We start from the raw sequence: 20,883 nt of genomic DNA on the forward strand, positions 1-20,883 counted from the left end.
ACTGTTCGGCTCGTAAACAAGGTTATGCACAGACATTGGACCAATGAGGTTTGTTATCCACAGGACGGCAAATCGCCCTGGTTCTGAGGGGCTCGACCGGTAGAGTGACAAACCGATGGCGTTTCACGTGAAACACCGCTTCCGCTCGCGACTGAAAGGATGCGCATGACCGACGAGGTCCCCATCTATGACGGAGCACCTAAGCGGGCGGCCTTTGATGGGCCCGAGGTGCCTGATACGGCTGCTGACTCTGCTGATCGTGTAAATAACGTAACGGCGTCTGCTGTACCTCTGACCCTCCCCCGCCCTAACGAGACGACCACGGTAGCGGTGGCCAACCAAAAGGGTGGGGTGGGCAAAACTACGACGGCAATTAACTTCGCCGTTGCATTGGCCATGAGCGGCCTAAAAGTACTCGTGATCGACGCCGACCCTCAGGGCAACGCATCGACCGCCCTGGGAATCGAGCATGAGGAAGGGACACCCGGTACTTACGAGGTCCTTATTGATGAAGAAGATATCGCCCTCGTTGCGAAGGAGAGTCCGGAGGCGCCGGGTCTCGACGTCGTACCGGCAACGATTGATCTTTCCGGAGCAGAGTTGCAGCTCGTTGACGTGAAAGGACGGGAGCGTCGTCTGCGGAAGGCACTGCGCAAACACCTGAAGACACACACCGTTGACTATGTGATACTCGACTGCCCGCCATCTCTCGGGCTGTTAACCCTTAACGCACTCGTTGCGGCGGACGAAGTATTGTTGCCAATTCAATGCGAGTATTACGCTTTGGAAGGCGTCACCCAGCTCATGCGCACTATCGACGCCGTCCGTCATACGATGAATAAGGGGCTGCGCCTTGGCTCGATCCTCATGACCATGTTCGATGGCAGGACGAGGTTGTCCACCCAGGTTGACGAAGAGGTCCGAACTCACTTTGCACGTGAAACCATGGCGACGCGAATCCCGAGGTCAGTTCGTGTCTCGGAAGCTCCGAGTTATACCCGTAGTGTTCTGACGTACGAACCAAGATCAGCGGGAGCTGTCGCTTATCGAGAAGCAGCCGCAGAGTTCGCCAAGCGACACGCTAGTGAACCCAATTCGCCAGCATCGGCCGCGCAGCCGGTAGATGGTGCCTCGCAGATTAAGGAGCCGTGACGATGGCAGCAAAACACAGCGGTCTGGGTCGGGGGTTCGGGGAGTTTTTCCAGCGTACCGATCTCGACGATGATGACGAGACGATTGAGGGAGAGTTTGCGCAGGGCGATTCCGAAACTAACGTCCAAGGGTCACGGTATGCGCTCATCGCCGTCGACCAGGTGCGGCCGAATAGTCATCAACCGCGGAAAATCTTTGACGACGCGGACTTGGCTCAACTGACCGAATCGATACGGACAGTCGGCGTGTTGCAGCCGGTTGTAGTGACTCCAGCTGCCGAAGGGTATGAACTCGTGATGGGCGAGCGGCGGTGGCGGGCTGCTAGGAAAGCGGGTTTGGCAGCAATTCCGGCGATCGTCCGTACGACGGCCAACGAGGATATGTTACGAGACGCGCTGCTCGAGAATCTCCATCGGGTTCAGCTCAATCCGCTGGAAGAAGCCGCAGCCTATGAGCAGATGCTTAACGATTTTGGGTGTACACAAGATGAGCTGTCCGAGCGTGTTCAGCGGTCGCGTTCGCAAATCGCCAACACCATCCGTTTGTTGAAGCTCAGTGCAGGTGTTCAGAAGCGACTCCTCGAGGGAGATATCACCGCTGGGCACGCCCGTCCGCTCTTGTCAGTCGACGATCCTGATATTCAGGTCAAGATTGCTGATCGTATCGTCGATGAGGGACTGTCGGTACGCGCTACTGAGGAACTCGTTCGGCGAACTCTGGATGACACTACCGAGGTGAAGCCCCACCGGAGGAAGAAGCCCGGAAGAGACACCGTGGCGGTCAGATTGGGCGATGAACTTTCCCAGCGGTTCGGTACGGCCGTAAAAGTGAGGCGTCGTAACGGACAAGGAACGATTACGCTAGCGTTCAACGACGATAAAGAGTTAGAACGACTTATCGACATATTGTCAAAGTGACGATAACGGAACAAAAGCCTTCCGTTGATGCGTACGGGCCGGCCAAAGGTGTCGTCATCATCAATAAGTGATCGCGTGCTGAACGCCCTGTGACGTCATATGGGCTGCTGGATTCGACATGTCTACTAGAAGAAGGTGAGGGCCAACCCAAAGCCATAGATAAGGGCGCTCAGGCCACTTTCTGGCGTAAACATCGCAGTGGAGACCGCGTCACTTAGCAGGCGCTGCGTGATGAGCCCAGTAGTCCCTGGCGTCTTCGATACGGTGGTCGACGTCTTTGCGAGCGAAGTACTCGGCTACAAAAGATAGGAACGGCACGGTCCCGGCGAGGGCAATGATGAGCAGCCTGGTAAGGGGCCATCCGGCCTTGCGACCGAGGATGTAGGCCGCGATGAGCAAAACTGGGTAGAGCCATCCATGAGAGATACCTACGACATTGACCATGGTGGGCTTCCCGGCGGCGTACTTAAGGGGCATTGCCACGCACATAAGCACAACGAGCAGGGTTCCAACGATGTACGCCATAACGCGGTAGGCGGTCAAAGCCTTACGTACACCAGGGATGTCGTCAGGTTCGATCCAAGGCTCCTGCTCAGTCTCGGAATCAAACGTCGCTGCATCGGCGGTTGACCGACCATCGCGGGCGGTGCCATGTGAACCACCTCCACCGGCTGACTGCTTAACCGAAGGGGCGTCGTAAAAGTCATCGCTTGTCACGTCGTCGCTATGTTGCACGTGAAACAGAGTAGCCAACAGTGGCTTCATCGGCGAGACTTAGTCCCTGCGTTTTCCAGCTGCTCGAGCAAAAGCGATAGACATGGCGATGGTGAAGATTGCAAATACCCACCACTGAAGGGCATAGCCACGATTGCGTTCACCGCCGTCTCCCTTTGGGAGGACTGGTTCGGCAGGGGCTAGGCCCTGGGCGCGCGCGTCTTCCTCGTCGAGGGTCAGTGTCGCTGGGACCAAGGGCTGGGGCCATGTCTGGGCCAACACCTCCAAGCGGAGGGAGGGAAGTACGGCCGCCGGCATGTCGGGACCACGATCTGCGTCGTCGGACTCCGAGGCAGTCAGTACACCAGTCAGCGTCACCGTCCCCGTGGGCGGGGACGAAGGGTTCTGGTCCTCGGACACCTTGCCCCTGACGACAGCGATAGTTTCACCCGACCTGAGGCGTACTCCTTCAACGACCCTAACCGGCCACGACGTCCCCACCATCGTGGCAGTCGACGGTTCGAAAGTGCCGGTGATTCTCACCCGACGCCCGTACTGCGCCATAACATCAGCTCGCGTGGGTGCTTTGTCCCAGGTAATGACGGGTTGGTTAATACGCGCCTGGGTGGAGTTGTTTTGCTGAGACTCGAAGACATTCATCTGCCACAGTCCTAGGGCAACCATCACCCCGGCCAGCACGACGCCGACCACCATGATTAGCGCCTGCTTGACTCGAACAGAAACACCAGACCGTGCCGTCATGGTCCCCTTAGTCATGGTTGCTGGCGACGTCGGCAACGAGCTGTGAACACACCTCACCAAGATCCAAGCCAGCGGCCTCCATCGCAACAGGAACAAGGGAGGTGGCGGTCATCCCAGGAGCAGCACCGGCTTCTAAGAACACCGGACAGCCAGACCCGTCAACGATTGCGTCCACTCGAGAGATACCAGAAAACCCCAGCTCGCGTTGGACGATCCGGGCCATCTCGGTCGCAGCTTCGGCAGTCTCACCACTGATATCGGCCGGAGCCGTCAAGCGGGTCTCGCCACCTGTGTACATCGCCGAGTAGTCATAAACCCCGCCGACAGGCCTTATCTCAACGGCAGGTAGTACTCGTGTCCTCTCGGAAGTCGTGACCATGCCAATCGCCAGCTCGGTACCGGTGATGAATTCCTCAACGACCGCCATGTCGTCATAGGCGTAAGCATTTGCAATGGCCTGCGGCAGGTCAGCCACGTCATCGACCTTGGTGACGCCCAAGCTTGAGCCGCCGCGAGCCGGTTTCACGATGACCGGAAGTCCAAACCGTTCCGTGATGGATCGGATGACAGGCCTAGCCCCGAGCTCGCGGAAAATGTCGTGGGGGAGAGCTACTTGCTGCGGGGTGGCAACGCCGGCAGCAGCAACAATTCGCGAAGCAATGGACTTGTCAAAGGAAATACGACAGGTCGCTGGCCCTGAACCCACGTAAGGAATGCCCATGAGCTTCAAAACCTCGAGCAGAGCCCCATTCTCGCCTAAACCACCATGGAGCATGGGGAAGACAACCGCTCCGTCATTGGCGCGCAGAGTCTTGATGAGGGATGAGTCGATGTCGGCCTCCACCACCTCATGTCCGACTCGGCGCAACGCCTGAGCAACGGTGCGACCTGACTTCAAAGAAATGTCGCGCTGGTGGCTGAGTCCTCCGGCGAGGACGACAACTGGTTGCAACATGAGACTATTCAACCAGCGTCGCATAGTAACTGAAACATCGACGCTCCCAAGACAACCAGACGAGCACCTAACCGGCGTCACGGGAACCTCTCTCCTATCGGTTCAACGATAAATCGATAAAACGATAATTAGTCGCTTCCGCGTACATCCGTCCGGCGGTGCGTGAAGGCGGACTCGGAGTCAGAAAAACTCCCCAAAGACCGCAAGACCGCCGGTAGCCACGTCAGGCGACATCTGGTCCCGGTCCGAAATCACGAGCATGACGTGTGCCGTCAGCCAGCTCAAAGGTCTCGGCAATCTCGAGCTCCTCGCGCATGACGCCCGCCAATCGTTCGACCCCGACCTTGATCCGCTCGGGGGCGGGGTAACAAAACGACAACCGAATATTGCGCTGCCCGCGTCCGTCGGCATAGAAAGCCGTTCCTGGAGTGTAGGCAACGAGCTTGGTGACGGCTCGAGGGAGCATGGCTGCCGAATCGACCGCTCCCGGCATCGTCAACCAGACGAAGAACCCGCCAGATGGATGAGTCCACGTCGTCCCCTCGGGCATATTTTCGGCCAAAGCCGCCAGCATCGCGTCCCGACGGACACGGTACATCTCGATGAAGCTGCGGACCTGCCCGCGCCAGTCCCAGTGCGTCAGGTAACTAGATATCGCGAACTGGGAGAAGACCGGCGGGCACAAGGTCGCAGACTCTTGGGCGAGGACCAGCTTGTCGCGCACGAAGGAGGGAGCGAGCACCCATCCGACACGGAATCCCGGCGCGAAGGTTTTGGAAAACGAACCCAGGTATACGACGTTCTCGGGATCCGTCGACTTCAAGGTCGGGAGGGGGTCACCGTCAAGATTGAGTAAACCATATGGGTTGTCCTCGACGACGAGCAGGTTGAGTTCGTCAGCAACGGCCAAAACTTCGCGTCGCCTCTGGGCCGACTGAGATATTCCCGACGGGTTCGAGTGGTTGGGAATCGTGTAGAGGAACTTGACGGACTTGCCGTCACGACGAGCGACCGTCACCTTTTCTCGCAGCGATTCCGGCAGCAAGCCGTTCTCGTCCATGTCGACGTGGATGACCTCGGTCTGGTAGGAGGCAAAAGTGTTGAGGGCTCCGACGTAGGACGGCGACTCTGCCATGATGACGTCGCCTGGGTCGCAGAAGATTCGGGTGACGAGGTCTAGCGCCTGCTGAGAACCGCAGGTGACTGTCACGTCATCGGGGTCGGCGATGAGACCCTCCACGGCCATCACCTCGCAGATGTGCTCGCGAATCTCCGGCTCACCTTGACCCGACCCGTACTGCATGACGACGGCACCTCGGGTGTCGACAAGCTCCTGCAACGATTTGCCAACCACATTGAGGGGAAGATCGGCGATATTCGGCATACCTCCGGCCAGCGAGACAACTTCGGGACGGTTCGCCACCGCAAAGAGCGCCCGAACTGGCGATGTCTTGAGGCCCAAGGTACGGACGGAGTAGCGGTCATGGAATCTGTCGAAGGTGGTGTCGACGCGACGGTTTATGGAGGTTTCAGCGGTTTTTGGAGCAGCAGCGGCGGCAGTGATGCGCGTGTCATCGTTCGAAGGGCCATGCTGCCTGGTGATGTGGTCTATGCTGCTCACCCTCCCACTGTGCCCCACCAATGCCTCGGAAATCTAGAGTGACACTCGAACGAGTGTGGTCTATGTCACCAATGCGTCGGTTCAGAAAGCCTTGTTGGTAGTTTTCATCGCGGGGGACCATGGTCGGGCGTATCGGAGGAAACATCGTGCGAGTCAGACATCTAACGACTCTGACGAGGAAAGATGCCGCAGTTCTTGGTGCGTCCGGGATGCTACGTCCGTGGGGAATCGACGCTGACGTACCTCTTCCTGACTGGGCCGACGCCGCGTGCCGAACCTGGGGATTCTTCGGTGTCGCTAGCCGGCGCGGAGACGATGTCGAGGGGATCATTCTGGTGGCTCCCGAATCCTGCTTGCCCTCCGAGCACCCGATGTCGAAAATCCCCCGTACACCTCGGGGAGCAACTCTGGTGGGATTCCTGCCCCATCGAAGTGACGTTTCTTGGGGTCGAGCACGGACGTCGTTCTTGGCAGCACGTTTGCACGGGTCGGTCCCGGTGATCGAGGCTGGTGGTGTCGTGGGACCATGGGTGGATCGACGTGTTGCGCCGATAATCTGGTTGCAGTCGTGGGGATTCGAAGAGGTCGATCCCATGCGCGCGGGTGCCGTTCGCCGGATGAGGTTGGATTTACGCAGATCGGTCAAAGCTGAGAAAAGCTGGACGGAACGTTGGTTTGGGTGGTTGCGCGGTAACGAACTTGCTCCAGTTGACGTCGGACGATTGCGCTTGCCAACGGGTTCTCCGCGTTATCATCACGAGTCAACCGCAACCTGTGTTCAGGCCAAAACACAGTCCCCGCAGCAGGCGACTCGCGAGCCACTGACCTGATAGTAGAGACAGCAACTTCGACGATGGAACGCAGGTCCGGCGGTGATTCCGGGCCGCGGATCGACCAAGATCAACAACTCGGTCGCGGCGTCGATAGCGGCTTGGCGTAAGTCGGGACGGCAGCGAGAAATCATAATGACCGAGGTACTCACGGACGATGCAAGGTTGTCCCAGGCGACAATTTTGCTCAGGCCAGCCGCGATGAAGGCATTGGTGATCCTCTCGACCGCTGAGCCGGCGATTTTTGCTGGTCCCGGCTGCCATGCGACCGATACCGGAACTGGAGCGTGAAGCACATCGCGGAACCACAGGTCTTCCAAGCGGGGAAAATTGACATCGTGGCCCAGACTTCGCGCCGCGACCACTGGCACAACGAGCCTGGCGACAATTCCTAACTGGGTGGCCGACAGGGCGACGCGACGGGCGACCGGACCTGGGGCTGCCGCGACATCGTGACCGTGACCAGCCTTGCCCTGGTGACGCTGAATCAGCAGAGCCTGGTGGGTATGAGTAATGCGACGGTCCATGACTGCGGGCGTCACTAGGTGGGTGGCGGAAAGCCATGAATTGCCGGGAGTCTCGCCGGGCTGATGATTCTCGACCCTGACCCACTCGTCGAAACCCGCTGCTGCCAGATCGATGATGTCCACGTCTCCATCCTGCTTCCTGGCGGCACCGGCAGCAGGCCATTCGGGGGTTTTGCACTGCAGGTGGTGGGAAATAGCTGGAAACCCCGGCGCGATGGGGACAGCCGTCGCTCAGCAGATGGACGTCGGTTGAGTCCTACGCGCGAAAAACCCCACCCCGTCGCAGGGAGGAGCACTGAGGTGCTGCAACCCGGTGCGGGGCGGGAGTTTTCGTCACGGGGAACAAAGCCCGACCTACGCGGTGAAGCTAAATCAACCCGGCAACGCTAAATCCACCGGATGACAGGTGTGGAAAGGGAGGCAAGCTGACCGCCCTGGGTGATCTCAGGAAAGCGACCGGCCCCGGGCGAGATCACCCGGGGCCGTCAACCTCAGCGGAAGTTGACCTGTCGGCCGAGGGTTCCCACCAACTGCTGGCGGTACTCCTTGGTCACGGCCCGGTCATGGAACTTCCGGACGTGATCCAGGCGAGCCTGCACGTCGATCTCCTCGCAGGCAGCGGCGTTACGCGGATCAGCCATGAACTGTTCCAGTTGGGAGATACCACTCTCGGAGCGTCGGACATCCTCAGCCTGCTTGGCGTCGAGGCGCTGGGCGTACCAATCGGAGGCCAGCACGGATTCACGAGTGAACATTTCTCGCAGCTCGGGATCGTCAAGAGTCCAACCCTCGGAGGAGGTCCCGTTGGCCATGATTTCTAGCAGGGCCCGAATTGGCGGCACCGCAAGCGAGATGGTCCCGTCATCGAAGTAGGCCTTGGCCACCCGGGCGTGAGTCTTCGAGATCGTCCGCACGGAATCCGCGAAGATTTCGGCATCCTGAAGCTCTGGACGCAGCATCTCCGGGGTAAACACCGTGTCGGGGTGCAGGAAGATTCGACCGAAGTAGGCACGCATGAACTTTTCGGTCATGCGGTAGCCCAGACGGGACGCGAGGATGAGCTCGCCGTCCTTCTCGTAGTCCTCCATCTTCTCTAGGTAGCCGCCCTCGATAAGGGTCTTGGCGTCCCTCTCCTCTGGCGTCATCCGGCAGAAGATCTCTGGCACAAGCAGGGAGATGTCATGGGCCACTTCGACGTTGGGTCCAATGAATCCGGCCGAGGACAACCAACCGTCGTATCCAGACAGCACGAAAGACAGGAAGGAGGAGTTGAGGTCAAAGACCGCCGGCAAGGCGTTAAATGGGGCCTTCGTCAATGCACCCTCCGAGCCGGCACCCGTCGTCGAGGGACTCTTGCCGGTCATGGAGGAGATGAACTCCATGAACAGTTCGGGCAGCTCCATGTAATGAAGCGGGTTGTAGGCGCACAGGGCAGGAATCTTGTCCTCAGGAGGGTTGTTGCGTCGCCCAGCGGCAACGATGTCAACCGGCAGCGGCAGCGGCTCGTTGACCCGCCGACCGTAATACAGGTGGCTCGCCAACTTCGCGATCGCGGTTTCGCGTGGCTTGGCGATATCGGGACGAACCTGCAGATAACGCGGGTTGCGTGACCTCACCCCGTCGATAAGCCTCGGGTCCGCGCTGGAGACAACGTACTTCGGCTCCTCGGAAGGATCGGAGTCGGCGAAATTCGACAGGAAGGTCCGCATCGGCTTGGTGAACTTCGAGAAGGCCACCACGTCGTCGCGCATTGCTGTGACGTCTTCGCGGGTCAGGGGCTGATAGTTCGAGATGAACAAGTCACGCCCGCTCATGTCGTGCTCGGTCTGGGTGTCGAAGCCGCGATAAATAGCGTCATCAGGACGCTGGAAGAGGAGCGCCTCGCAGTTGGCGACCACCTTGCGCGACAGATTCTGCGGGCCGGTGACCATTCCGGGGGAGGTGACGACGGAGGCCGTCATGTCGTCTTCGGTCTGGACCTTGACGGCCGGGGCGTAGTCGTGGCGCAGGGTGAACAGACGCCAGGAACCGTCGGGCTGGAAACCGACGCGGGCCATGCTTACCAGAATCTTCTGACCGTCGAGGCGCACCATATTGCCGTGGCGGCCGTTCGTCGGCGCAACCGTAAAGTGGGAGCGCCAGTCGTCGCCCCATTCCGGCTTGTAGTAGCGCTTGACGGTGAAGATGAGCTCCTTGCGGAACGACGGAATGGAGTTGATCCACTCGTTGTACCAATCAGTAAAGTCCGAAGACGGGGTGAGGAGTTTGATGACCGACCCCACAGACCGCTCGGCCGACAGAATTGGACGATGGTCCTTGCCGTTGAGTTCAGGGTCGGCGAACCGGTTCGAGAAGTCCCGGTGCAGGATGTCCTCAACGGCGTCCATGTCAGCCTCGAAGTCCGGGACATAGGCGTTGCCCTGCAGGAAGGTGTCCGAGATAGCTTTGGAGATTTCTGACTTGCCACCGCCGGAGACGGTGCAGCACTTGTGCAAGGTCGTCGACTCACCGTAGGTGCCCTTGAGGTACCACTGGTCGCTGGCTTCGTCGTGGATCATTTCCATGCGGTAACCGTCAGGGGACAGATACACGGTGTCGGCTCGCATGGGGATGGACTGTGCGCCGTCGTCCCAGGAGACCGTGCCGTCACGCAGGCTGAATTTGGTTCCACCGGGCACTAGCAGGGCATTGTCGATGCCGAGGATCTTCGCCTGGCCCTTATCGAGCATTTCGAAGTCATCGGGGTTAGCCGCGACGACGTCGGCAACCGTCCGCTCGCAGGTGGGGGTGGCGTACTCCTGGCCCTGGTTGTGGGAACGGTAGGCGCGGGCACCGCCGGAGTGTTCCTCCTCGGCCAGGCCAAAGAGGTTCGCGGAGTAGGAGATCTGAGTCTTGACCTCCTTCTTGCAATAACCGAAGTAGTTGTCAGCGACGATGGTCAAGATGACTCCGGACTCGTCACGGGCGCACAGCTTGAACGGCTTGCCCTCGTTGTAAAGCTCGGATTCGTCGGACCAACACATACCGTCGCGACGCTGGCGATCCGTCGCCTGGTCGATATGAGGCAGGCCAAGGTCGACCTTGCGAATGAGATTGAGGTGCGGGGCCAGAATGACGCAGCCGCTGTGTCCGGTCCATCCGGAGGGGGCGAGGGCAGAATCATTGGCTGGCAGCAGCGGATCGCCGCCGTTGCCGAAGATCCCCTCGACGAAATCGAGGTTGGAGACGAGACCGCCGGGGGCGAAGAAGCGGATCTCCATCCGACGTTCCGAGACGAAGTCGGGAATTTCGGGGACTACGAGCGGGCGGAGCAGCAAGGACACCCAGGTGTGAGCTTGACGTTCGACCGGCTGTGTCGAGCTGTAGGGGAGCAGGGTGTGTTCCGGCGGGGCCTGGAACGCGAGGTCAAGAAGACGAGCGAAAACGTCAATCGGAACGGCTTTCTTGTCGTCTGGGATCGCCAGGCCGCCTTCGGCAACGTGGAAAACACCAGCCGTAGTACGACGGTCGTTGCGTGGGTTGTGCAATACGCCGTTGGCGACTCGGTAGCTTGCGACCAGATCGGAGGTGAACTCGTCAGCGTCGATAGGAAGAGAAAGGGCTCGGGCCAGACCGGGTTCGTCGAGGGTCAAGGTGGTATCAGGCAGGCGAGGATGGACGGGCGAGTCCTCACCGAGGTAGCGGTCGATGAAAGCCTGAATACGCCTGTCCGCCGGGCAAAGCAGCTCGGGAAGTTCTCGCCTGAGTTCCCGCTGACGGGCAAGCACCGGAGCAACGACGTCAATTTCAGAGGCACGCGCGGTCGTCGGCAGCGGCAGACCGTTGAGCGCCAATCTGAGGTTCACAGAGTCAGTATGAGTTTGGGTAGCCACAACTTCATTATGTTCTGAATTTGTGGGCTGTCTACGAAGAGTGGTCAGACGGGCACCTGGCTTGAGCGGCAATGGTCGTAAGAGCACGAGCCTGGCACACTTACCCGGCTAGGGGAACGTTTGATCCGGCGATAGTTCTGGTGAACCACTCGCACTCACTCGGCTGGGGACCGTAGTCGCTGCTCGGTGAAGCCCGGCAGCGTCAACAACCTCATGAGGCAGCCCTTGAGCACGGTGGGTACCCATGGGTGATCCGGATGGATAGCGGGTCCGAATTCGTTGCCGAGAAACTCGAACGTGGACGGGTGAAGATGAGCCGCATTCATCCCACCGGCTTAAGACGACCTAATTCCTAGGCCACTCCAGGAGTATTCAGACTCCATCTGAACCCTCGTTATTCGATCAGCCTAAAAACATCCGCCCGGTTCCCACGGGCGGATGTTTTTAGGAAACGGGTACGGGACAGACTCCGGGATCATTTACGACTCCCGCCATGACTCTGCAGTGGCGTCAGGTTGGGAGGAACCGCATGATTCACGTGTCACAGCGGATCAGACGTCTCATGAGCGTCGTCACGTCTTTGGTGTCTCTGGTGGGAGTGGTGTCTCTGGTTGTGTGTGGTGATTGGGTTACTTGCTGTGGGTGCTGCCATTTCTGGTGGCTCGGGTGCGGGGTATTGACCGTTTTTCCATGGCCGTGGGGGATAGCTAGTGGTGCCAGGTGCCGATAGGCCGTGTCGGCAGGTACTACTAGTGCCGCTAGACGGAACAGCGCTGAGCGTGGCGTCCGGGTGTGAGAGAGTTCCTGAAACGACGATGGGAGGACGACGTGGACCGCCGCGATGTTGTTCGAGGACTGCCGCTGTACAAGCAGGGGGCCGCTCCCGGGGAGGGAGCCGTCAAGCTGTCGTCCAACGAGAACCCGTTCGGGCCGCTGCCCAGCGTCGTCGAGGCTGTTAACCGTATGCTTTCCGGGTTCAACCGCTACCCGTCGATGAGCGCTACGGAAGTGCGTTCGGCCATCGCCGAACGTTTCGGTGTCGATACTGCCCAGGTAGCCGTTGGTGCCGGTTCGACCGAGGTTGCCAGCCAGCTCATGCACGCTCTGGCCGGTGCTGGCGACCAGATCATCTTCCCGTGGCGTTCTTTCGAGGCTTACCCCATCCTGACCCAGGTCGCGGGGGCCACACCTGTCCCAGTGCCTTTAACCAAGGACCTGCGTCACGACCTGAATGCCATGGCCGCCGCGATCACTGACCGCACCCGTCTCATCTTCCTGTGTACCCCCAACAACCCGACCGGAACCGTCCTGCACACCGAAGAGGTCGAGGAATTCCTGGCCAAGGTTCCTCAGCATGTCGTTGTCGTTATGGATGAGGCCTACTGCCACTTCAACAAGGAGCCGGGGTCTGTCGACGGACTCGACCTGCTCGACCGCCACCCGAACGTCGTCGCGCTGCGAACCTTCTCTAAGGCCTACGGACTTGCAGGTCTGCGTATCGGGTTTGCAATCTCGACTCCCGATATCAGCAACGACCTGCGTCGCGTTGCCACCCCGTTCACGGTGACCGCCCTGGCCCAGCAGGCCGCAGTTGCGTCGTTAGCGGTCGAGGACGAACTCAATGAAAGAGTCGATCGAATCGTCGCCGAGCGCACCCGGGTTTTCGATGCGTTGGTCGAGCAGGGCTGGAAGATCAACCCCTCCCAGGCGAATTTCCTGTGGTTGTCCACCGGGGACGACACGGATCGGGTCGACGAGGCCCTGACCTCCCGGGGGGTTTACGCCCGCTGCTGGAGTGGCGAAGGGATTCGGTTGTCGATCGGGTCGCCCGAGGAGAACGACCGGGCGATTGAGGCGCTGGCCGCTGCTGCTAACTGAGTCTCACACGCCTAGGAAGTCCCGCCACTTCGGGAGTTCGGTGTTGACCTGTGCCATGGCAAGGGCGTAGGCCCGACGCAGCTTGGTGACGTCTTTCTCCTTGTTGGTGACGGGCATGATGCGCGGGTAAAACACGTAAGCGTTGCCGTCGGCTTCGAGGTCACGCAGCATTTCTCGGGTGGCGTTGTATTTGGCTGGCCGGGAGATGATGGCCTCCGCGACAGCTGGGCGACGTCGGAAGAGTCCGTGGATCGCTCGAGCAGACTTAACCTCACTCTTGATGTAGTCACGTGGCCTGCTGCACACGACGAAGAACCGGTCGTAGCCATCGAGTTGGGCCGCGTCGATCGGGATACCGCCGCTGGTTCCGATGGCACCGTCAACGTACTCAACCCCGTCAATAGTGACAGGGGGCATGAATCCTGGCATTGTCGAGGACGCTCGTACCCGAACCATGAGGTCGTCCATGGTGGTCATCTGGTCACGGGTGAACCACTCCTGCTGGCCGTTGTCGGTGCGGGTCGCGCCGATACGAATCCGCTGGTCAGACGCGGCGAAGGTCTGGAAATCGAAGGGAAGGGGCTTATTGGGCGCGCAGGCGCGCTGGTAGATGTACTCGGCGTTGAAGAACCCGCGCCCGGTGATCCAGGTACGTACATTGCCGAAATGGGGGTTGGCGGCGAAGTCGGTAAAACACTGCCGGGTACGCCACAGGTCGCCGGAAATGTAATTGGTCGCATGGGATGCCCCGGCTGAAATACCGGAGACGTGCGGGAATTCCCAACCCATCTGCAAGAACTTGACGACGACGGCGCTGGTGTATGAGGCGCGCATCCCGCCCCCCTCGAGAACGAGGGCTGTACGTTCTATCGGAGTGGTCATATACCCAGCCTGCCACGCCCGAGGGTTGATGGCGGTGGGCACAGATGGTGACGGGCACAATAGGGGAATGGCTTCTGCACTCGACTTCCCCTTTCACCGCGACTCACAGTCGGGCGGCGAGGTTGACGTTCGACCACTTGTCGAAGAGGACCTGGAGTGGCTGTGGCATTGGAACGTCGAGGTCGTCGATCCGCAATGGAAACACTGGGATGGGCCATATTTCGGGGCCGATGACGACCGCAGCTTTGCAGAATTCGCCGACGAATGGCGCTCGGGTCTCGTGAGTGGCCATCGAGCGACGGTGACGGTGAATGGAAGCCGCATCGGCTTCGTCTCTCGGTTCGAGGAACCGCCCGCTGGCGGTGGCTGGTGGGAGATCGGAATCGTGCTGTTCCAGCCTGTCTGGTGGGGCAGGGGAGTGGGACGGCGAGCGCTGCGGTTATGGACCGAGGACACCTTTGCGACCACCGACGCCCACGTCGTGACTCTGACGACATGGGGTGGTAACGGCAGAATGATTCACTGCGCCAATGCCGTGGGATACCGCGAATGTGGCAGAATTCCCCAAGCACGGTCGTGGCAAGGACGTCGTTGGGATTCAGTGAAGATGGCCCTGTTGCGCGCCGAATGGACGAGATGAATGTGGTGGAGGTGAGCACATGCGGTGCGGTGCGGTGGCATGTGCCCTGTTGTGCTGTGTTCTCATGCCCGGGTGCAGCACCCTAGAACCGTTAGATCCACGGCCCACCCCGACATTCTCGGCCAGCACCCCGACGGCGGGCACCGACGCCAATCCGGCCTGGGCCGTTCCGGTGGTGAGGTCAGGCAAGAAACTGGGAAGTTTTGGCGACGACCGCATTCGTATCGAGGTCGAGCAAGTCGCTGTCGCGAAGGCTCCTGCGGATTCGGTCATGGTGGACCCGGACGACGGCACCCCGGTAGTGCAAAAGGGTTCCCCCATTGTATTGGTGCGCTATATCGTGACGAATATCTCCACAGCCCCGATTAATTTGGGCTTGGGAACGGTAACGATCGCTGCCCGTTACCCAGACTGGAGTTGGCGTCAGCCCCTGGTATCCGTGCCAGCTCCCGAAGCTGATGACGCGCACAAGGTGGTGACAACTCCTTTCGCCCCTGGAACTGCTAGGCCGCCGTATGTCCTAGGCCCCGGAGAATCATTCATGGTGGGGGCGAATTACCCCTATGAGACGGCTGAACAACTCGACGTGAAAGCCACGGTCGTTGTGTGCGATTCGGCGGGGTCGGTGGACCCTGGGTTGGGGTGGTCTGTTACCGGCCAAGTTCACTTGACATAGTGGGAAAGATGCAGCCATCATTATGGCCACCAATCGTACGGAACTAAGTATCCCGTACTATTGAAATGAGGTGAGTCAGATGGAGGAGGGATGGTAAAGCGTCGGAGTGCAATCCCGGTAAGAGCGCTACGAGGTGAGGGTAATTAAGGGCTAGAGTAATGGCTGTTCACAGTTCAGCGAGTGGGAGGTAAGGAATGTTCGGTTCTCGGAAATCAAAAGATGAGTTACTGGCTAACTTGCGCGATGTCGATTTAAAACTTGCAGCTCTCCCAAGCCAAACTAAGGAAAATATACAAGCACAAGAAGTTATCGAGCGCTTAAAGGCTGACGGAGTTCCGGTGGAAAAGATCAATATCGAGTTAGCTCGGAACGATCTTCCAAGTGTTGATGAGGTTGGTAAGAACACTGCGGCAAGTTTGTTTCCTACCTGGAAGTTGAATCGGCAACGGCGCAAATTAGAAAAACAGCTGTCAAAGTTTGATTAGCGGCTCTCCACAGTTGTCGGCTGGCTGAGCGAGGTGGCCGCTTGAGCGAGGTGGTTGGCTGATCGGCTGACTGCGTGGGTGTGGCCGCGGTGGGGACGAGCACCCGTTGTCCCCAGGTTTGTCCACAATGGGTGTGGACAACTGTGGATGGCGGCCGGATGAGGTGTGGTTCGCAACACCGCAGAATCATTGTCCCCAGATTATCTGTGCGTCTCTTGTGGGGAGTCTCGGCGTACCCATAGCTTCGCGGTCATGTCCACTCCTGCACATACCGCGACGACACCCCGGCTACGTCGCTCACCGCGTCTTATCGCCATCGGGGTCCTCTGTGCCTGCTTGGGTGGCCTGGGTGGAGCTTTTGCCTGGCATAGCGCGTCACATACCGATCAAGTTCTCGTCATGACGCGGGCTGTGGGGCAGGGCGAGATCGTCCGCAATACCGACGTCGGTCTGACATCGGTGGCCGTCGATCGGGCGGTGGCGACTATTCCGGCCTCTCAGCTCGACAAGATTGTTGGTCAGCACGCCCTGGCTGACCTTTCAGCCGGTCAACTGCTCGGCTCCCACTCAGTCGGCAAGCTGCGGGTGGCGTCGGGGCGTGCCCGGGTTGGACTCAAGCTGGCTGCCGGGCGATTACCGACCGTTTCTCTCCCAGCAGGAGCCCAGGTGACCTTGGTCGAAACCAGCTCCGACAAGGACTCAGAGACGGTCTCTGAGCTTTCGACCTTTGATGCCGTCGTCGTCGCGACGCCGAAAGCTTCCGGCGATCACGGTGGCTGGCTGGTCGACGTCGAGGTGGACTCTGGCAGTGCCGCCCGACTCGCCGATCTGGCCTCACTGGACCGCATTGCGTTGGTCGAGAGGGGGCGATGATGGCGATCCTGCTGCTTACGAGCCCCGGCGGAGCCCCCGGCTTGACGACCACTGCTCTCGGGCTGGCGCTGAGCTGGCCGGGCGACGTCATTCTCATCGACGCTGACCCGTGTCCAGGCCACGCGATTGAATCGGGGTTCCTGGCTGGACGTATTCCACCGGGTGCCGGAGTGATGGGATTGGCCGCAGCCTGTCGCGACGGCGCTGATCTGGTCCGTGCCATGTGGGACGAGATCATCCCGTTGCCCCACGATGACGAGAACACGACGGTAGGACTCATCAGCGGCTATGGCCACCTCGGGCAGGCGTCTCTTATGGGTGCGGCCTGGCCCGGTCTCGTCAGCGCCATGATCGATCTCGGTCAGGCAGGGGTGGACGTCATCGTTGACGGCGGCCGCCTGGGTCCAGAAGCGTTGCCAGACAGTCTTGTTTCCCGCTCTTCACTCATCGGAATTGTGACCGGATCTCGGTTACGACATCTGGCGGCATTGTCCATGAGGTCCACGGAGGTTGAGGCCCTCTCCTCGGCCACCACTGGCACTGTTGGACTGGTCGTCGTGGGGCCTGGCCATCCCTACAGCTCGCGCGAAATTGGAGGTCAGTTTGGCCTGCCAGTGCTGGGAGAGGTGATCCGAGACGCTCCAGCTGCCGCAGTGCTGTCAGACGGTGATCGCGCCGGCAAAAGATGGTCTCGCGGACGGTACGCCACCAGTGTGCGAACCCTGGCCGAGGCGATGGAAGTTAAACTCCGTCGCTCCAGCGAGACCATTACCGCACCGCAAACCCTGACCCTAACAAGGGCGGCGTCATGACGATCAATGAGACCGCCCCAGCAGTATGCCGCTACGGCGATGACACCCCGGTGTCCACCATCGGCACCAAGGAAGATCTCGCCGGCTTGTTGTCGCGGATGTCCCCGTCAGCCTCGGTTTCTCCGAGGGTTCTTACCCCACCGAGACGATGTGAGACTACTGACGTCGACTGGCGTACCGTCGTCGCCTTGCGGCGCACGGCGTCAGAACGCATTTCCGCAAAGCGTGCATCACATCGCGAACGCAGTGGAGCCGATCTCAACGGCGATGACCTGAGGCTGCTGGGTCGGTCAGTTGTACGCCAGGTCGTCGAATCCCACGCCGAGAAGCTGACAGCCGAAGGCGAGGCGTTGTGGAATACACGAACCAAAGAGTCATACGTCGACGCCGTGGTGGACGCCATTTTCGGATACGGGCGGCTGCAACCGCTGTTCGAGATCCCCGACGCCGAAAACATCGAAATCAACGGCTGTGATCGGGTCTTCATTCAGTACGGGGACGGTCGACGTGAACCGGGTCCGCCGGTCGCCGACAGTGATGACGAGCTAGTTGAGGCAATCCGCTTTCTGGGTGAGTCCGCCAACCCGCCGCGACCCTTTGATGACGCCCATCCCACGATGACGGTGGCTCTCGGTTCCCAGTACCGTCTGCACGCCATCGGTTTTGGGCTGTCCTACCGGCCTTCGGTCGTCATCCGGCACCACACGTTGACGACGGTGACGATCGACGACCTCGTCGCAACCGGGATGATGCCCCACCACGTCGGTGTGCTGCTGCGTGCAGCCGTGCTGGCTCGACGATCCATCGTTATTGCAGGCGACCAGGGAGCTGGCAAGACGACTCTGCTGCGCGCCCTTGTCGACGCGATTCCAGCGACGGAACGGTTCGGGACCCTCGAAACCGACTATGAACTGCTGACTCACCTCAACCCAGACCGGGACAATATGGTCGCTCTGCAGGCCACCGTGGGGCTGGGAGAAAAAGTGGACGGACGATCCCTCGGCGAATTCACGGTCGCTGACCTCATTCCGGAAGCCCTGCGTCAGAATCTGTCACGTCTGATTGTCGGCGAGGTGCGTGGCGTGGAGGCCGCCGCCATGTTCGAGGCGATGCAGGCCGGGGCTGGGACCATGAGCACCACTCACTCCCACTCGGCGACCTCAACCATGGACCGGCTGGCAGGACGAGTCGCCATGGGCGGCGTCATGTCGATCGAAGAGGCCTACCGCCAGATTGCTCACAACATCACGTTTCTCGTTCACGTCACCTTGGTAGACGACACGTGGCGAGGAGGAGCGCGGACTCGTCATGTCACCGAAATCCGACAGTTGACGGGGGCGCTGGAAAATGGCCGTCCCATCACCCACCTCACCTACGCTGCTCCCACCCCTACTAGCCCTGGCGTCTTCCACCCCGATCCGGCCCTGGTAGCCGAACTCGCTCACTACGAGCCGGAGGTGACGAGATGGGCATGAGCACACCGGTCGCAGCACTGTTGGGAGTCCTACTGGTGGGAGGGGTGATGATGATCGGTATCGGGGCGGCCCCGATCCATCAGTTATCCACAACCCAATCCACAAGCTTGTGGACAACGGTGGACAAGTGGTTCTCCCGAGTGCCCCGTCGCCGTCGCCTACACGCCCTGACTGGTCTGGGAATGGGTGCTCTTGGCTACCTGGTGACGGGTTGGGCGGTCTTGATTCTCATCGTGCCGGTACTGGCGGTTGCTGTTCCGGCCTTGCTGGCCGGTCCGCCACGCCATGACCTCGACGTTATGCGGGCATTGGAACGGTGGGTGCGTCTGGTAAGCGGTTCTGCCTCAACGGGAAAGTCGGTCATCGACGCCATCCGGGCGACTCGTCGTCAAGCCCCCGAGGTTCTCGCTCAACCGCTGACACGCATGGTGGCTCGGCTGGATTCCCGATGGAACACCCAGGCCGCACTGCAAGGACTTGCCGATGACCTGGACAGTGCCGACGCCGACCAGGTGATCGCTGCGATCATGATGGCTGCGGAAAGAGGGGGGACGGGAGCCACCACCACCCTCGACGCACTGGCGGCGTCACTGCAGGAGCGGATTCGCGCATACCGGGAAATCCGGGCCGAACGTGCCAAACCCCGAGTTGTTGTTCGTCAGGTCAGCACCATCATCGCCGTGGTGCTGACTGGCGCTTGTGTCCTGGGTCGAGAGTACTTAGCTCCCTATCACACTGGGGTAGGCCAGGTGCTGCTGTGCGGCTACGCCGGGCTGTACCTCGCGGGTCTCGTCGCTTTGTCGCGACGCAGTAAACCTCGACGTCGTGCCCGGATTCTGTTGCGGCAGGAGTCCTACCATGATTGAGTCCACCCTTGTCCTCGCCGCACTGTGTGGTGGTCTGCTGGTATCCGCGCCCATTTTCGTCATTGCTGGTCGGCGCGGCGCTCCGCTGAAGCTGTCTGACGCCTTGGCCGGGTTGTCCGGGCACACGGGCCAGGACATCGTCGTCAATCCAACCATCGAAAACGGACGGTTGGAGACCTGGGGAGCACGTGCCGCAGTCCGGTGGCCACGCCTGGTCAGTGGGCGGACCCGCCGAATCCTTGCACTGCAAGGCCGGACCCCTGGGCACCTGGTTGCCGAAAAAGCCGTCATGGCAGTGGGCGGAATGATGATTCCGATTCTGGCTCGGGTGGTGGCAGCGATGTGGGGTGACACCCTTCCCGTCACTCCCGTCGGGCTGGCTGTGCTGCTTGCCATTGTCGGATGGTTCATTCCTGACACCCGGGTCAGGTCACGCTCCAAGGCAGTGCGTCAAGACGCCAGCGAAGTGGTACTGGTGTACATCGACCTCGTGACATTGGCGAGGCTGGCCAACCAGTCGGCGTCGCGAGCCCTCGTCGAGGCCGCGCGCATGAGCGATCACCCCGTCCTGACTCGGATTCGTACCACCTTGGAACGCTCCCGGCTGGAACAGCAGTCGCCGTGGACTGGCCTGGAGAGGTTGTCTGAGGAATTAGGGCTGCCAGAACTCGCCGAACTCGTCGAGGTCCTTCGGCTCGACGATCAAGGGGCTTCTTTAGCCGGAGCTTTGCGGGCACGGGTGAACGAGATGAGAGACGCCCACCTCAATCGCGAAAAAGTCGAAGCTCAGACGACCTCGGAATCCTTGACGATCTGGATGGTCATCCCAGTTCTCGTCTTGGGGCTGGTGCTCATCACCCCGCCACTTCTCATCATGGCCGGGGTGGCGTCATGACCGGATTCTTCTTCCCTCAGTCCCCGAATATCCCTCAGTCCCCGAATAACG

19 protein-coding genes are annotated in these 20,883 nt (G+C 60.3%); 12 read left to right on the plus strand and 7 right to left on the minus strand.

All coding sequences use genetic code 11. The features are described from left to right. The first annotated feature begins 159 nt into the window (after positions 1–159). Complete coding sequence (locus Q4B98_RS05875) at positions 160–1,152, plus strand: ParA family protein (RefSeq protein WP_303196195.1); 993 nt, start codon at positions 160–162, stop codon at positions 1,150–1,152. Further along, on the plus strand, positions 1,149–2,069 hold the full coding sequence (locus Q4B98_RS05880) for a ParB/RepB/Spo0J family partition protein (RefSeq protein ID WP_303196196.1): 921 nt from the start codon (positions 1,149–1,151) through the stop codon (positions 2,067–2,069). The genes Q4B98_RS05875 and Q4B98_RS05880 overlap by 4 nt, the downstream gene beginning before the upstream one ends. Before the next feature lie 210 nt (positions 2,070–2,279). On the opposite strand, the gene Q4B98_RS05885 is transcribed toward Q4B98_RS05880, so the two are convergent. The 4 genes from Q4B98_RS05885 to Q4B98_RS05900 form a co-directional block, all read right to left on the minus strand. Further along, a complete protein-coding gene (locus Q4B98_RS05885) occupies positions 2,280–2,834 on the minus strand; it encodes a DUF3817 domain-containing protein (RefSeq protein ID WP_303196197.1) in 555 nt (184 codons plus the stop codon). A gap of 9 nt (positions 2,835–2,843) precedes the next feature. Then, a complete protein-coding gene (locus tag Q4B98_RS05890) occupies positions 2,844–3,560 on the minus strand; it encodes an SURF1 family protein (protein ID WP_303196198.1) in 717 nt (238 codons plus the stop codon). Beyond that, positions 3,553–4,500, minus strand: a complete 948-nt coding sequence (locus tag Q4B98_RS05895; protein ID WP_303196199.1) for a D-alanine--D-alanine ligase — start codon at positions 4,498–4,500, stop codon at positions 3,553–3,555. The genes Q4B98_RS05890 and Q4B98_RS05895 overlap by 8 nt, the downstream gene beginning before the upstream one ends. A 223-nt stretch (positions 4,501–4,723) precedes the next feature. Next, a complete protein-coding gene (locus Q4B98_RS05900) occupies positions 4,724–6,121 on the minus strand; it encodes a PLP-dependent aminotransferase family protein (RefSeq protein ID WP_303196200.1) in 1,398 nt (465 codons plus the stop codon). A 146-nt stretch (positions 6,122–6,267) separates the two neighbouring features. Here Q4B98_RS05900 and Q4B98_RS05905 point away from each other — a divergent pair, with 146 nt between their 5' ends. Further along, positions 6,268–6,951: a hypothetical protein gene (locus Q4B98_RS05905; RefSeq protein WP_303196201.1), complete on the plus strand. Its 684-nt coding sequence runs from the start codon at positions 6,268–6,270 to the stop codon at positions 6,949–6,951. Here Q4B98_RS05905 and Q4B98_RS05910 read toward each other — a convergent pair. Further along, on the minus strand, positions 6,900–7,601 hold the full coding sequence (locus Q4B98_RS05910; RefSeq protein WP_303196202.1) for a (2Fe-2S)-binding protein: 702 nt from the start codon (positions 7,599–7,601) through the stop codon (positions 6,900–6,902). The two genes, Q4B98_RS05905 and Q4B98_RS05910, sit on opposite strands and share 52 nt — an antisense overlap. 368 nt (positions 7,602–7,969) lie before the next feature. After that, positions 7,970–11,350, minus strand: coding sequence for a hypothetical protein (locus tag Q4B98_RS05915; RefSeq protein WP_303196203.1), 3,381 nt, complete (start codon positions 11,348–11,350; stop codon positions 7,970–7,972). 828 nt (positions 11,351–12,178) lie between these two features. Here Q4B98_RS05915 and hisC point away from each other — a divergent pair. Next, positions 12,179–13,228, plus strand: coding sequence for a histidinol-phosphate transaminase (hisC, locus tag Q4B98_RS05920; protein WP_303196204.1), 1,050 nt, complete (start codon positions 12,179–12,181; stop codon positions 13,226–13,228). Between the two features lie 3 nt (positions 13,229–13,231). On the opposite strand, the gene Q4B98_RS05925 is transcribed toward hisC, so the two are convergent. Beyond that, positions 13,232–14,110, minus strand: a complete 879-nt coding sequence (locus Q4B98_RS05925) for a patatin family protein (protein WP_303196205.1) — start codon at positions 14,108–14,110, stop codon at positions 13,232–13,234. A gap of 67 nt (positions 14,111–14,177) precedes the next feature. Here Q4B98_RS05925 and Q4B98_RS05930 point away from each other — a divergent pair, with 67 nt between their 5' ends. The 8 genes from Q4B98_RS05930 to Q4B98_RS05965 all read left to right on the plus strand — a co-directional run bounded on the left by Q4B98_RS05930 (position 14,178) and on the right by Q4B98_RS05965 (position 20,832). Continuing rightward, positions 14,178–14,750: a GNAT family N-acetyltransferase gene (locus Q4B98_RS05930; protein ID WP_303196206.1), complete on the plus strand. Its 573-nt coding sequence runs from the start codon at positions 14,178–14,180 to the stop codon at positions 14,748–14,750. 19 nt (positions 14,751–14,769) lie between these two features. After that, complete coding sequence (locus tag Q4B98_RS05935; RefSeq protein ID WP_303196207.1) at positions 14,770–15,426, plus strand: hypothetical protein; 657 nt, start codon at positions 14,770–14,772, stop codon at positions 15,424–15,426. A gap of 194 nt (positions 15,427–15,620) precedes the next feature. Further along, on the plus strand, positions 15,621–15,911 hold the full coding sequence (locus Q4B98_RS05940; protein ID WP_303196208.1) for a hypothetical protein: 291 nt from the start codon (positions 15,621–15,623) through the stop codon (positions 15,909–15,911). Positions 15,912–16,256: 345 nt separating this feature from the next. Then, entirely contained in the window at positions 16,257–16,784 is a 528-nt protein-coding gene (locus tag Q4B98_RS05945) for an SAF domain-containing protein (RefSeq protein ID WP_303196379.1), read from the plus strand. Continuing rightward, positions 16,784–17,596, plus strand: coding sequence for a hypothetical protein (locus Q4B98_RS05950; protein ID WP_303196209.1), 813 nt, complete (start codon positions 16,784–16,786; stop codon positions 17,594–17,596). The genes Q4B98_RS05945 and Q4B98_RS05950 overlap by 1 nt, the downstream gene beginning before the upstream one ends. Before the next feature lie 278 nt (positions 17,597–17,874). Continuing rightward, entirely contained in the window at positions 17,875–19,071 is a 1,197-nt protein-coding gene (locus tag Q4B98_RS05955) for a CpaF family protein (protein ID WP_303196380.1), read from the plus strand. Then, positions 19,062–19,937: a type II secretion system F family protein gene (locus Q4B98_RS05960; RefSeq protein WP_303196210.1), complete on the plus strand. Its 876-nt coding sequence runs from the start codon at positions 19,062–19,064 to the stop codon at positions 19,935–19,937. Before Q4B98_RS05955 ends, Q4B98_RS05960 begins: the two co-directional genes overlap by 10 nt. After that, entirely contained in the window at positions 19,930–20,832 is a 903-nt protein-coding gene (locus Q4B98_RS05965; RefSeq protein WP_303196211.1) for a type II secretion system F family protein, read from the plus strand. The genes Q4B98_RS05960 and Q4B98_RS05965 overlap by 8 nt, the downstream gene beginning before the upstream one ends. Positions 20,833–20,883 lie beyond the last annotated feature (51 nt).

The organism is Cutibacterium sp. (assembly GCF_030525615.1).
Lineage (GTDB): Bacteria > Actinomycetota > Actinomycetes > Propionibacteriales > Propionibacteriaceae > Cutibacterium.

Excerpts from the sequence above, each read along its gene's own strand:
- Q4B98_RS05875 (WP_303196195.1), top strand. The coding sequence starts at position 160 with ATGCGCATGACCGACGAGGTCCCCATCTATGACGGAGCACCTAAGCGG.
- Q4B98_RS05885 (WP_303196197.1), bottom strand. The coding sequence starts at position 2,834 with ATGAAGCCACTGTTGGCTACTCTGTTTCACGTGCAACATAGCGACGAC.
- Q4B98_RS05890 (WP_303196198.1), bottom strand. The coding sequence starts at position 3,560 with ATGACTAAGGGGACCATGACGGCACGGTCTGGTGTTTCTGTTCGAGTC.
- Q4B98_RS05895 (WP_303196199.1), bottom strand. The coding sequence starts at position 4,500 with ATGTTGCAACCAGTTGTCGTCCTCGCCGGAGGACTCAGCCACCAGCGC.
- Q4B98_RS05925 (WP_303196205.1), bottom strand. The coding sequence starts at position 14,110 with ATGACCACTCCGATAGAACGTACAGCCCTCGTTCTCGAGGGGGGCGGG.
- Q4B98_RS05930 (WP_303196206.1), top strand. The coding sequence starts at position 14,178 with ATGGCTTCTGCACTCGACTTCCCCTTTCACCGCGACTCACAGTCGGGC.
- Q4B98_RS05935 (WP_303196207.1), top strand. The coding sequence starts at position 14,770 with ATGCGGTGCGGTGCGGTGGCATGTGCCCTGTTGTGCTGTGTTCTCATG.
- Q4B98_RS05940 (WP_303196208.1), top strand. The coding sequence starts at position 15,621 with ATGTTCGGTTCTCGGAAATCAAAAGATGAGTTACTGGCTAACTTGCGC.
- Q4B98_RS05950 (WP_303196209.1), top strand. The coding sequence starts at position 16,784 with ATGGCGATCCTGCTGCTTACGAGCCCCGGCGGAGCCCCCGGCTTGACG.
- Q4B98_RS05960 (WP_303196210.1), top strand. The coding sequence starts at position 19,062 with ATGGGCATGAGCACACCGGTCGCAGCACTGTTGGGAGTCCTACTGGTG.
- Q4B98_RS05965 (WP_303196211.1), top strand. The coding sequence starts at position 19,930 with ATGATTGAGTCCACCCTTGTCCTCGCCGCACTGTGTGGTGGTCTGCTG.